The sequence below is a fragment of the Stenotrophomonas sp. Sm2128 genome (assembly GCF_030985535.1).
GTDB classification, from domain to species: Bacteria; Pseudomonadota; Gammaproteobacteria; order Xanthomonadales; family Xanthomonadaceae; genus Stenotrophomonas; species Stenotrophomonas maltophilia.
In genome coordinates, this window is record NZ_JAPTFQ010000045.1 from 26,419 (window position 1) to 38,915 (window position 12,497).

Consider the following 12,497-nt stretch of genomic DNA (forward strand, 5'->3'; position numbering starts at 1 on the left):
GAACGCCGCGCTACGCGCGTGAGTCGACTAACAGTCGACTCTACCGCTGCCATCACTTCCCGGTGATATGCCTGGCCAACGCCTGCGCCTCGGCAACGCTCGGCAGCCCGCTCAGCATCATCGATTCACCGAACGGGCCTTTCACCGTCGCCACCATCAGCACGCGACCATCCACGCTGATCGCCGCTCGTTGCCCCACCAGCGCCGCCGTGCCATCGTGGATGCGTTGGCGTGCTTCTGGCCGATACCGGATCTGCAGGCCGGGCTCCTGGCCCGCGTCCAGCACATAGCGCACATCGGCGATATCTGCACTGTCGGCAATCGGCGGCTCGCGCAGCGCCAGGGTCTCGCCCTGCCACTGCGCTTGCGTGCCCTTGCCATCCGCATCGACCGCGCTCAGGCGCACATCCACACCGGGGCGCGGTGCATGGCGCTCGACTGTCTGCACTGCGGGCGTGGCGCCCGGCATGCAGCCGGCCAGGGTCAAGGCCACGCCCAGCAACAGCGGAAGCGCCGTTCTCACTTCAGCTTCCGCAGCTTGAATGCCACCAGCACCTGCAGCAGGCCGTACAGCAGGCTGCCGATACCGATCCACAGCGTGGTGACCGCCACGCCGGCATACGGGTTGGCCGCAAACAACAGGCCCAGCACCACGGCCAGCACGCCGCTGAGGATCAGCAACCATTCGCCCTGGATCTGCTTGCGCACGCGGATCGCGAATACGATGCGATAGATGCCGGCCACCAGCAGCCACGCCGCCAAGAACAGCACCAGCACGCTGGCGGTGGCCAGCGGATTGATCACCGCCAGGATACCGAAGCCCAGCGAGGCGAGGGCGTACAGCGCCAGCCAGCCGCGGGACGCGCCGCTGCCGCCATTGATCAATGCGAACAGGCTGATGACGCCCTCGATGATGGCCATCACGCCCAGCGTCCAGGCCAGTGCCATGGCCGCCGACAAGGGCCAGCCGATGGCGATGATGCCGAAGCCGAGAGCGACCAGGCCATACAGCAGGAGGATCCACCAGCTACGGCCGATTGCCGACAACAGGGGAGACAAGGGGGAATTCATGGCCACTCCTTCGATCCGGAATCGGGTTTATCCTAGCCCGTTGTGATGAAGAGGGGGATCACGGCGCCCGCGCACAGACCCAGACGCGCACCTCCGCAGCACCGACCAGGCGCAGCGTCTCGGCAACCTCCATCACCGTGCTGCCGGTGGTCATCACGTCATCGACCACGGTCAGCCGCGTGGGCACCGGACCACGAACCGCAAACGCGTCGAACAGATTTTCCCGGCGCTGTTCGGCCGTACGCTCGGACTGTGGTGCGGTATGCCGCCGCCGGTACAGCCCCTGCCAGACCGGCATCGGCAGCAACCGGCACAGTTCGGCGGCCTGGTTGTAGCCGCGCTGGCGCAGGCGCCGCCCATGCAGCGGCACCGGCACCAGCGACGCGCACGACCAGGGTGGTGGTGCGCGCTGCATCAGCTGCGCAAGCAGGCGCCCGACCGACAGATCCTGATGGAACTTGTAGCGCACAAGCAGCTGATCCACAGGCGGCAGGTACAGCAGGCTGGCATGCGTGGCGGCCTGCGGCGGTACCTCCTCGCGGCAGGTGCCGCAGACGATCAACGCGGTCTCGGGCAACGGCAACGCGCAGCGCAGGCAGGCCCGGCCGGCCCAGGGCAGTCCGGCCAGGCAGGCATCACAGAGATCGAGTCCATCGTGGCCCGGGTCACCGCAGACCAGGCAGCGCAGCGGTAGCAGCACGCGAAGTGCGGCCTGCACGTGGCGGACCGGGTCGAAGAAGGCAGACATGCACTTCAGCATGTCGCCGCCCTCAGCGGGTTGCTATCGGGGGCGCCCTCAACGACCCGTAGGCATTTTCATCGCCCGCCTCCTGCCCCGATCACTTCACCGCGTTGGCGCAGGCTTCGCATCCACCCGGGTGCGATACACCATGTACGGCGTCTGCCGGCGATCCACGCCACCATTGAATCCGGCCTGCCGGTGCAGCTGGTTGGCGGTGAAGTACAGATAGCCATCGGGCCCCATCGACAAGGTATCGGGCCACAGGATGCGTGGATCGTGCACCACGGTCGTCCAGCGCCCCTGCGCGTCGCGGGCATGGATGGCGTTGTGCTCGTAGTCGCTGGCATACAACCGCCCGTTGGCATCCATCTCCATGCCATCGGAGGCGCCCTTGTCGCCCAGGTCGACCACCGCCGCCGCCAGTTCCGCTTCACTCAGCTTCGGGTCGCGCAGCAGCGCGGTCGGCACGCTGTACAGATGACGGCTGGACAAGGGTGTGTAGAACAGGGTGCCACCATCGGGCGACAGGGCGATGCCATCGGCGGCCACGGTGAACGGCGCCGACGAACCATCGGCGTTACGCAGCCGCATCTGCTGTCCTTCCACGATCGGTACGAATGCCGGATCCGCCGATGTTGACACATGACCGATCAGGCGCTTGGACGCGGCGCCGGTAGCGAGGTCAATCACGATGATGCCGCCGATGCCGCTCAGCGACGAGTCGGTCACGTAGGCGACGCCCTCGCGACCGACACGGAAATCGAAGCGCACATCGTTGACGTAGGTGCGCGCGTCGATGACGTTGGCCGGGAACACCAGCGTTCTGGCCACGGTATTGGTGGCCAGATCGATCGCCACCAGCTTGGCGCCGCCGGCCTGTGGTGCAGAGAACCCGGGCGCGGCGGTGTCCAGCACCCACAACCGACCCTGGCCATCGGCCACCACACTCTGCACGCTGATGAAGTGGGCCGCCGGATCGGGACCGTCCTTGCGGTTGATGCGCGCATCCGGATAGGGCACGGCGCGGCCGTCGCGCCACTCGGCCACGCTGTAGGGCACCTCATCGCCCCAGCGCGGGAAGTTGACGAAGATCCTCCCGGTTTCGGAGACCGCCACACTGGTGGGCATGGCGCCCTCGAAACGCGCCACCGGTTCGAGGGTGCCGATGCTGCGCTCGCTGGGCAGCAATGGGGTACCGGCGATCGCCAGCATGGGGGAACTGGCCAGGGCCAGGACGGCAGCCGCCAGACGGCGGATACGGCAGTTGATCATGGTCGCTCTCGATGCAGGTCCGGGTGCAGCCCCGGCGTGGGTGCATCTTCAGCGGCGCACCTGGCATCGGGTAGACGGTGCAACGGGGAATCAGCTTCACTGCAAAAGTGAAGATTGCGGCCTGATTTATCCTGTCGATCAAGGCAATCAGCGATGCCTATCCGCTGACTCTGCTTGCGGCACCATCAACAACTCCGCCAACCCGCGGTAGATCGGCACGCGGCACACCAGCCCGGACACGCCACGCGCGATCAGCACCGTGGCCAGGATCGGCAGCAGCAGATCACCGCTGTCGGTCAGCTCCAGCGAGATCACCGCCGAGGTCAGTGGTGCCTGGGTCACACCGGTCAGGTAGGCGCACATGCCCAGCAACACGAACGCGCGCGGGTCAACGCCCGGCATCAGCACTGACAGGTTGTGGCCGAGTCCCGCGCCGACCGCCAACGCAGGTGAGAACAGGCCACCGGGAATGCCCGCCACGTACGAGGCCAGGTTGGCCAGCAGCTTCATCAACCCGAACTCGTGGCCGACCAGCGCCTGGCCCTGCACCAGGCTGCGCGCTTGTTCGTAACCGGTGCCGAACGCGCCTTCGCCGAACACCAGGGCCAGCACGACCACCACCAGGCCGCAGCCCGCGGCCAGCAAGACCGGATGCCGCTGCCGCAGCTGCCCCAGCCAACGCGGACGGCCCGCCGCGCTGGACAGTACCGCACGTGCGAACAGCCCGCCCAGCAGGCCCGCCACCACGCCGCACAGCAGGATCGCCAGCCAGCCCTGGCCGAGCGGCAGACGCGCGCTCACATGGCCGAAATAGGTGTAGTTGCCCAACAGGCCGAGCGATACCACGCCGCCGACGATCACCGCGGTCAACAGGGTGCCGGAGAAGCGATGTTCAAAACGGCCGCTGAGCTCCTCGATGGCGAAGACGATGCCGGCCAGCGGCGTGTTGAACGCCGCCGCAATACCAGCAGCGCCCCCGGCCAACAGAAAGTGCGAGAGCTCGCGGGGATCCTTGAAGCCGAACCAGCGGCCGAACAGATACATCAGGCTTGCGCCTACGTGCACGGTGGGCCCCTCGCGCCCGACCGATGCGCCCCCCAGCAGCGACAGCGAGGTCAGCAGCAGCTTGCCGGCCGAAACCGCTGGGGAAAGGTTGGTTTTCCGGAACGGCTCATCGGCCTTGTCCAGCGCAGCGATGACCTGCGGAATGCCGCTGCCCCGCGTGGGCTTCAGCACGCCGGAAGTGAGCCAGGCCAGCAGCGCGAAGATGCCCGGCGTGAGCAGCAGGGCCCACCACGGCGAGTGCGAGGTGATGCGCTGGAACAGATGGAAGGCCGCATCGCTGGCCTTGGCAAACAGGATCGCCACCAGTGCCACGGCCACCGCGCCGCCCCACAGCGCGGCGCGGCGGCGCCAGGCCTCGCTGAGGACCAGCGCGGTGATGCGGCCACGAAGGCGGTAAAGATCAAACATGGGAAAGAGTCTGCGCGCCAGCACTTGCGTTGTGCAGCAGGCACTGTGGCTGGACGCCTTGCAGCATGCGGTGAAATGCGGCGCTTCGCTCGATGCTCTATTGCGCCGACGATCCGTAAACCAAATTAAAATTGAAATGGTTGACAGCCTCCCCGCGCCCACCCACACTGCCGCCCTCGCTCCACTCGTATCCAAGGTCCCGCCATGGCTGCTGCCATCCGCCACGACTGGCAACACGACGAACTGCAGGCGCTGTTCGATCTGCCGTTTCCCGAGTTGCTGTTCCGCGCCGCCGCGGTGCACCGCGAGCACTTCGATCCGGCGCAGGTGCAGGTGTCCACGCTGTTGTCGGTGAAGACCGGAGGCTGCCCGGAAGACTGCGCGTACTGCCCGCAGGCGCAGCGCTACAGCACCGGGGTGAACGCGCAGAAGCTGATGGAGACCGACGCGGTGCTGGCCAAGGCGCGCCAGGCCAAGTCCGCCGGTGCATCGCGCTTCTGCATGGGCGCCGCGTGGCGATCGCCGAAGGACCGCGACATTCCGAAGGTGGCGGCGATGATCGCCGGGGTGAAGGCGCTGGGCCTGGAGACCTGCGCCACGCTGGGCATGCTCAGTGGCGAGCAGGCGCGTGCGCTGAAGGATGCGGGCCTGGACTACTACAACCACAACCTCGACACCGCGCCGGATTACTACGATTCGATCATCCACACGCGCCAGTACCAGGACCGCCTGGACACGCTGGAGCACGTGCGCGATGCCGGCTTGAAGACCTGCTGCGGTGGTATCGTCGGCATGGGCGAGACGCGCGCGCAGCGCGTCGGCCTGCTGCTGGCGCTGGCCTCGCTGCCGGCACATCCCGATTCGGTGCCGATCAACAAGCTGGTACAGGTGGCGGGCACGCCGCTGCATGGCAGTGCCGAACTGGACCCGTTCGAGTTCGTGCGCATGATCGCGGTGGCACGCATTGCCATGCCGCGCTCGATGGTGCGGCTGTCGGCCGGTCGCGAAGCGATGAGCGACGAGCTGCAGGCGCTGTGCTTCCTGGCCGGTGCCAATTCGATCTTCTACGGCGACAAGCTGTTGACCACCGGCAATCCGGAGAGCGAACGCGACCTGGCGCTGTTCGCCCGGCTCGGGCTGCAGCCGATGGCGGTGCAGGTGGACGCCGAGGGCCATGACCACGGCGGTACCGTGCATGCCGATATCAGCGCCGATGCGCCCGGCTGCGGTTGCGCGCACGCAGCCTGAGGCGGGGCACAGGCAGGCGTCGCGGCAACGCGCTACCCTAGCCGCCCCGTCGCCGCATTCAGCCGCCATGGCCCGCCCCGACCTGACCGCACGACTCCATGCCCAACGCGCCCTGCGCGATGCCCAAGGCCGCCGCCGCCCGCGACGCACGGTCAGCCGTCGTGATGGCGTGCGCCTGGAAGTGGACGGCCACTGGCTGACCGGCTTCTGCAGCAACGACTACCTCGGCCTGGCCCAGCAGTTCAGCGTGGTCAACGCACTGCAGGACGCCGCCGCGCGCGAAGGCGCTGGCGCCGGTGCCTCGCACCTGGTCTGCGGCCACCACGCGCTGCATGAGGCGCTGGAGCGCGAAGTGGCCGAGTGGCTGGGCTATCCGCGTGCGCTGCTGTTCGGCAGTGGTTTCGCCGCCAACCTGGCGGTGCAGCAGGCGCTGCTGAGCGAAGAGAACGACGTGTGCGTGCAGGACAAGCTCAACCACGCCAGCCTGCTCGACGCGACGCGACTGGCCGGTGCGCGCCTGCGCCGCTATCCGCACCTGGATGCGGAGGGCGCGATGCGCCAGCTCAAGCATGCGCCCGATGGCGCGGCGATGTTGGCCACCGACGGTGTCTTCAGCATGGATGGCGACATCGCGCCGCTGCGTGCATTGTCGCTGGTTGCACGCCTGCAACAGGCACTGTTCTATGTCGACGATGCGCACGGCGTGGGCGTTGTCGGTGATGGCCGCGGCAGCGTGGCCGCCGCCGGGCTCGGCGTGGACGACGTGCCGCTGCAGCTGGTCACGCTGGGCAAGGCCCTGGGCGGCTCGGGTGCCCTGGTGCTCGGCCGCGACGACCTGATCGAGCATCTGGCCGAAACCGCGCGCCCCTACATCTACACCACCGCCGTGCCGCCCGCGATGGCGGCGGCAGCGCTGGAAGCGGTGCGCCTGGCGCGCCGTGACCACTGGCGCCGTACCAAGCTGGCCGACCTGATCGCGCTGTTCCGCAGCGAAGCGCGCCGCCACGGCCTGGACCTGATGGCGTCGGACACGCCGATCCAACCGCTGCTGTGCGGCGACGACCACGCCGCGGTGGCGATGTCGTCCGCGCTGGAACAGGCCGGCTGGCTGGTTGGTGCGATCCGCCCGCCGACGGTGCCGGAAGGCAAGGCACGACTGCGCGTCACGCTGTCCGCACTGCACACGCCGGAACAGGTGCGCGGCCTGGTCAGCGCCATTGCCAGCGCGCGTGACCGCGTGACCCTGGCCGTGCGCGAAGCTGCACCGCCACCGCTGCCTGCCTTTGCCTGAGTTTCAGTCGTTGCCCATGCATATCGAAGTGACCGGCCGCGGGCCGGACCTGGTACTGATCCACGGTTGGGCCCTGCAGGGTGGCGTGTTCGCGCCGCTGGTGGAGCGGCTGGCGGATCAGTTCACCCTGCATCGGGTCGATCTGCCTGGACACGGACACAGCCGCGAAGACACCACCCCGCTGCGCCTGCCATTCGTGGTCAGTGCCATTGCCGCGGCCACGCCACCGGCGGTGTGGTGCGGCTGGTCACTGGGCGGCCTGTTCGCATTGCACGCGGCGGCCACGCTGCCAAAGGTGCGCGGGCTGGCGATGATCGCCGCCACGCCGCGCTTCGTGCGTGGCGAGGATTGGCCGCACGCGGTGGAAGCGGCAGTGTTCGAGCAGTTCGGGCGCGAGCTGGCCAGCGACTTCGCAGGCACCCTGGAGCGCTTCCTGGCGCTGGACGTGATGGGTTCGGCGCACGCCCGCGAAGAGCTGCGCACGCTGCGCCAGCGCCTGGTCGAGCGCGGCGCACCGACCGAGCGCGCCCTGCTGGAGGGCCTGCGCCTGCTGGAGAACACCGACCTGCGCGGCGCGCTGCCGACGCTGGGCAAGCCCAGCCTGTGGATCGCCGGCCAGCGTGACCGGCTGGTGTCGCCGGCCGCGATGCAGGCGGCGGCCGCGCTGTCGCCGGGCGCGCAAGCGCTGACCATCGCCCACGGCGGCCACGCGCCCTTCCTCGGCCATGCCGACGAGGTGGCGGCCGCCCTGCAACACTTTGTTGCCGGCCTGTCACCGGCCGATGGCGGAAAATGAGCGCCTTCCACATTCCGCAGGACTGACGCATGGATCTGGGTATCAACGGCCGCTGGGCACTGGTCTGCGGCGCCAGCAAGGGGCTCGGCCTGGGCTGCGCACGCGCGCTGGTCCGTGAGGGCGTCAACGTGGTGATCGTGGCCCGTGGCGAGGCGGCACTGCAGATCGCTGCCGAACAATTGCGCGCGCTGCCCGGCGCTGCCGAGGTACGCGCCGTCGCCGCCGACGTCACCACCGAGGCCGGCCGTACCGCCGCGCTGGCCGCCTGCCCACAGGTGGACATCCTGGTCACCAATGCCGGTGGCCCGCCGCCGGGCGATTTCCGCAGTTTCGAGCGCGACGACTGGATCGCCGCGCTGGAGGCCAACATGCTGGCGCCGATCGCGCTGATCCGCGCCACCGTCGACGCGATGATCGAGCGCGGCTTCGGCCGCATCGTCAACATCACCTCGTCGGCGGTGAAGGCCCCGATCGACATCCTGGCGCTGTCCAACGGCGCGCGCAGCGGCCTGACCGGTTTCGTCGCCGGCCTGTCGCGCCGCACCGTGGCCCACAACGTCACCATCAACAACCTGCTGCCCGGCCAGTTCGACACCGACCGCCTGCGCGCCAACTTCGCCCACAGTGCGGGCAAGGACGGCGATGCTGGCGAAGTGGCCGAACGCCGCCGCCAGCAGATTCCCGCCGGCCGCTTCGGCACGCCGGACGAGTTCGGCGCCGCCTGCGCCTTCCTGTGCAGTGCGCAGGCCGGTTACCTCACCGGGCAGAACCTGCTGATCGACGGCGGCGCCTACCCCGGTACGTTCTAAGAGACTTTCGCAATGCCGTCCCACTTCGATGCCCGCCACGTCCGCCGCGCGTTCGCGCGTGCCGCCAGCAGCTACGACGCCGCCGCCGCCCTGCAGCGCGAGGTGCAGTCGCGACTGATCGAATCGCTGGACTACCTGGAGGCACGCAAGCCCGAGGTGGTGCTGGACATCGGCGCGGGTACCGGCCATGCCAGCGCGTTGATGAAGAAGCGCTGGCCGAAGGCGCAGGTGATCGCGCTGGATGTGGCGCTGCCGATGCTGGACCAGGCCAAGCGCCAGGCCGGGTGGTGGAAGCCGTTCCAGCGCCTGTGCGGCGATGCCGCCGCGCTGCCGCTGGCCGACAACAGCGTGGATGTGATCTTCAGCAACCTGTGCCTGCAGTGGGTGGACGACCTGCCGGCGGTGTTCGCCGGATTCCGTCGCGTGCTCAAGCCCGGGGGCCTGCTTCTGTGCTCGACCTTCGGCCCGGAAACCCTGGTGGAACTCAACGAAGCGTTCGCCGCCGCCGATGATCGTCCGCACGTGAGCCGCTTCGCGCAGATCGCCCAGTTCGGCGACGCGCTGATGATGGCCGGCTTCCGCGACCCGGTGCTGGACCGCGATCTGTTCACCCTGACCTACGACGACCTGCCCTCGCTGATGCGCGAGCTGCGCGCGATGGGTGCGACCAACGCGCGGGTGGACCGCCGCCATACGCTGACCGGGCGTGGTCGTTTCGCGGCGGCGGCGGCGGCGTACGAACCGATGCGGCGCGCCGACGGCAAGCTGCCCAGCAGCTGGGAAGTGATCTATGCCCACGCCTGGGCACCGGACCCGGGCGCGCCGATCCGCGAAGGCGGGCATGACGTCGCCTCGGTGCCGGTGTCGGCGATTCCGATCCGCCGCAAGCAGACCTGATCGTCTGGTAGTGCCGGCCGCTGGCCGGCAACCTCACGATTCCCTGGTGGGCATCTGCCGGCCAGCGGCCGGCACTACCCAATGCGACGCCGCGCGCAACGCAGGCTTCCGCCCTCAGGTATTGGCCGGCGAACTCAACGGCGGGCGCACCAAGTCGCGGTGGAAGAAATAGATTTCCTGCACCAGGAAGCGCCAGCTGGTGTGGAAGCTGCGGAAGCGCGTGCTGGGCGTGGACGAGGCCAGCGCATCGATGCCGAGCGCCTTGCTCAGGCGCAGCGCGCGCGCCATGTGCAGCGGATCGCTGACGACGATCACCCGGTGCAGGCCGCGCTGGTCCATCAGCCGCTTGGCTTCAACCAGGTTCTGCACGGTATTGCGCGAAGCGGTTTCGATCAGGATCGCATCGTCCGGCACGCCATGCTTCAGCGCATAGCGCCGCGCCACCTGCGACTCGGAGAAGCGCGCACCGGTGCCGCCATAGCCACCGGTGAAGATCAGCAGCGGCGCATAGCGTGCTTCATACAGATCCAGCCCGTGGCGGATGCGTTCTTCGAACACCGGTGACGGCTTGGCGTCATAGGCGGCCGCACCCAGCACGATGATGGCGTCGGCCTTGGCGGCCTGGTCGCGTTCACCCACCCAGACGATCCAGGCGGTCACACCCAGCAGCCAGATCACCAGCAGCACGAACAGCCGCCACAACCAGCCCAGCAGGCCGGTGCGTTCGCGGTGCCGCCCGCGGCTCACGCCGCCCCCCAGCGCAGCGCTGGCAGGTCGACGTTGCCGCCGGACAACACCAGGCCCACGCGCAGGCCGGCGAAGCGCTGCGGCTGCGCCAGCACCGCAGCCAGCACGGTGGCCGAAGAGGGTTCCACCACCTGCTTGAGCACGTCCCACAGCAGGCGCATCGCCGCCAGCGTCGCGGCGTCATCGACCACGATCACCTCGGCGCCGGCGGCGCGCAGCAACTCGAAATTGGGCGCGCCAATCAGGGTACGCAGGCCATCGCAGATGGTGTCCGGGGTGAACGCGCCCTGACGCTCGCCGATGGCCAGCGAGCGCGCGGTGTCATCGGCACCGGCCGGCTCGGCCAGGATCAGCCGGGTCTGCGGACTGGCGTGCTGCAGGGCCAGCGCAGTACCGCTGGCCAGGCCACCGCCGCCCACTGGCACCACCAGCGCGTCGAACGGGCCGTCGCTGTGCAGCAGTTCCAGGGCCGCGGTGCCCTGCCCGGCCATCACCGCCGGGTTCGTATAGGGATGCACCAGGGTTGCACCGGTATCGGCCTGCACCCTGGCGCAGGTGGCCTCGCGGTCGGCGATGGTCGGCGGGCAGCGCCAGAGCGTGGCGCCGTGGCGGGCGATGTTGGCCAGTTTGGCGGCCACCGCCCCCTCCGGCACCACCACATGGCAGGGGATGCCCCGGGTGCGTGCGGCCAGGGCCAGCGCGGCGCCGTGGTTGCCGGAGGAATGGGTCACCACACCAGCACTGGCGCGATCGGCATCCAGCGACCACACCGCATTGCAGGCACCACGGAACTTGAATGCGCCACCACGCTGCAGGTGCTCGGCCTTGAAGGCCAACTGCGCGCCGGTCATTGCATCGAGGGTGCGCGAGCGCAGCACCGGGGTCACGCTGGCATGCGGGGCAATCCTCGCAGCAGCAAGCAGGACATCATCGGCGCGGGGCAACAGTGAATCGCTCATGACGCAAGATTAACGTATGCCCCCGCGCTGGCGACCGGGGCACAGGTCATGCCAGCATGCAGGCCTACGCCTCCATTCATCCTGGCCAGCCGAATTAAGGGCCGATTCAATGCCCGCGCACGAAGCTGGCTGCACATCCGTCCTCTGGGGGGACCCACCATGAAAATGCGCCTGTTGCTTGCCGGTGGCCTGTTGTTGGGCCTGACTGGCTGCACCACCTACGACTATGTAGGCGGTGGCCGCGGTGGCGGCTACTACCACGGCGCGCCGTCGGTGGAGTACCGCTACCCGGCCGGCTATCCCTACAACTACGGCTACCCGTACTACGGTGGCTATGGCGGCTACTACGGCGGCTATGGCAACCCGTACTACTCGCGCCCGATCTACCGCCCGCCGCACAACCACCGCCCGCCGCCGCGTCCGCCCGGCAACGGTGGCGAGAACCGTCCGCCGCCGCCGCCGCGGCCGTCGTACAACGGCGGTTCCCCGTGGCGGAACATGGATTCGATGCGCCGCCCGCCGCAGTCGAACATGCAGCCGCCGTCGCCCGCGCCGCAGGCCCGCCCGTCCCCGGCACCGAGTCCGCCGAGGATGAACGGTTCCCCCTGGCGCAACATGGATCGTGCGACGCAGCGCACAGTTGAGCGCTGAACCGTCTTGCATTTCACACGGTCCAAGCCGCAATCTACGCGGACAGTGACGGCCCGCGTCACAAAGTGACAAAAACGACACGGGCCGCCGCAAAAAGCTCTACGTCGATATCCGACAGGAACATCTGGATCCCCCCTGTTCCGGCCCTGTCGGATGTCGGCACCTCTGAAGGCAGACGCCCCCGCAATGCGGGGCCGTTTGTTTTGGCCGGACGCCGACCGGCGAGGCCCCTGCTTCAGTAGATCCACGCCATGCGTGGATGGGGCCTTTCCCGGCGCCCCCAAAAAACAGGGCCGGACAGTCCCCCGACTGCCGGCCCTCTGCTCCCCCACCATGCACCTGTACCGGCCCCTGTTCCAATTCCGGTCACGGGCGCCTACGGCGCCAGCCACGATGGGTGCTATTGGGTTATCTGCAAAAATCCTGCCAACTTTAGGGTTGATTTCGACGCCAACTGGCCGGTGCCGGCGTCCCGGCCCCGAATGGCGCTAAAATCGCCACCCCGGCGCCGCCCCCCCGCCGCCCCCCCCCCCCCCCGAAC

The 12,497-nt window shown here is 68.7% G+C and carries 13 protein-coding genes; 6 read left to right on the plus strand and 7 right to left on the minus strand.

Features of this window, described 5'->3' with window-relative positions:
* Positions 1-52 precede the first annotated feature (52 nt).
* The 5 genes from O0K41_RS13695 to O0K41_RS13715 all read right to left on the minus strand — a co-directional run bounded on the left by O0K41_RS13695 (position 53) and on the right by O0K41_RS13715 (position 4,558).
* The gene (locus O0K41_RS13695) at positions 53-523 is read right to left on the minus strand and encodes a hypothetical protein (RefSeq protein ID WP_164221647.1); all 471 of its coding nucleotides are present in this window, start codon (positions 521-523) and stop codon (positions 53-55) included.
* The gene (locus tag O0K41_RS13700; protein ID WP_005414787.1) at positions 520-1,071 is read right to left on the minus strand and encodes an HdeD family acid-resistance protein; all 552 of its coding nucleotides are present in this window, start codon (positions 1,069-1,071) and stop codon (positions 520-522) included. Before O0K41_RS13700 ends, O0K41_RS13695 begins: the two co-directional genes overlap by 4 nt.
* Positions 1,072-1,129: 58 nt before the next feature.
* A complete protein-coding gene (locus O0K41_RS13705; protein ID WP_149501370.1) occupies positions 1,130-1,819 on the minus strand; it encodes a ComF family protein in 690 nt (229 codons plus the stop codon).
* Positions 1,820-1,915: 96 nt separating this feature from the next.
* Positions 1,916-3,085 (minus strand): L-dopachrome tautomerase-related protein, encoded by a 1,170-nt coding sequence (locus O0K41_RS13710; protein ID WP_088435857.1) that lies wholly within the window; start codon positions 3,083-3,085, stop codon positions 1,916-1,918.
* Between the two features lie 147 nt (positions 3,086-3,232).
* Positions 3,233-4,558, minus strand: coding sequence for a chloride channel protein (locus O0K41_RS13715; RefSeq protein ID WP_099481418.1), 1,326 nt, complete (start codon positions 4,556-4,558; stop codon positions 3,233-3,235).
* 204 nt (positions 4,559-4,762) lie between these two features.
* Between O0K41_RS13715 and bioB the strand changes: the two genes are divergently transcribed.
* From bioB to bioC, 5 genes are all read left to right on the plus strand, one after another.
* Positions 4,763-5,806, plus strand: coding sequence for a biotin synthase BioB (gene bioB / locus O0K41_RS13720; protein ID WP_164221649.1), 1,044 nt, complete (start codon positions 4,763-4,765; stop codon positions 5,804-5,806).
* Positions 5,807-5,873: 67 nt separating this feature from the next.
* Positions 5,874-7,097, plus strand: coding sequence for an 8-amino-7-oxononanoate synthase (gene bioF / locus O0K41_RS13725; protein ID WP_164221651.1), 1,224 nt, complete (start codon positions 5,874-5,876; stop codon positions 7,095-7,097).
* Positions 7,098-7,113: 16 nt separating this feature from the next.
* Positions 7,114-7,893, plus strand: a complete 780-nt coding sequence (bioH, locus tag O0K41_RS13730; protein WP_099481421.1) for a pimeloyl-ACP methyl ester esterase BioH — start codon at positions 7,114-7,116, stop codon at positions 7,891-7,893.
* Between the two features lie 29 nt (positions 7,894-7,922).
* Positions 7,923-8,702 carry an SDR family oxidoreductase gene (locus O0K41_RS13735; protein WP_099481422.1) on the plus strand — a complete coding sequence of 260 codons (780 nt, stop codon included), beginning with the start codon at positions 7,923-7,925 and terminating at the stop codon, positions 8,700-8,702.
* Positions 8,703-8,714: 12 nt separating this feature from the next.
* Entirely contained in the window at positions 8,715-9,599 is an 885-nt protein-coding gene (gene bioC, locus O0K41_RS13740) for a malonyl-ACP O-methyltransferase BioC (protein WP_005414800.1), read from the plus strand.
* A gap of 114 nt (positions 9,600-9,713) precedes the next feature.
* On the opposite strand, the gene O0K41_RS13745 is transcribed toward bioC, so the two are convergent.
* Positions 9,714-10,358, minus strand: coding sequence for a YdcF family protein (locus O0K41_RS13745; protein ID WP_024958800.1), 645 nt, complete (start codon positions 10,356-10,358; stop codon positions 9,714-9,716).
* Positions 10,343-11,305 (minus strand): pyridoxal-phosphate dependent enzyme, encoded by a 963-nt coding sequence (locus O0K41_RS13750; RefSeq protein ID WP_065183411.1) that lies wholly within the window; start codon positions 11,303-11,305, stop codon positions 10,343-10,345. Before O0K41_RS13750 ends, O0K41_RS13745 begins: the two co-directional genes overlap by 16 nt.
* Positions 11,306-11,464: 159 nt before the next feature.
* On the opposite strand from O0K41_RS13750, the gene O0K41_RS13755 reads away from it, so the two are divergent.
* Positions 11,465-11,956, plus strand: a complete 492-nt coding sequence (locus O0K41_RS13755) for a hypothetical protein (RefSeq protein ID WP_164221653.1) — start codon at positions 11,465-11,467, stop codon at positions 11,954-11,956.
* The last annotated feature ends 541 nt before the right edge of the window (positions 11,957-12,497 follow it).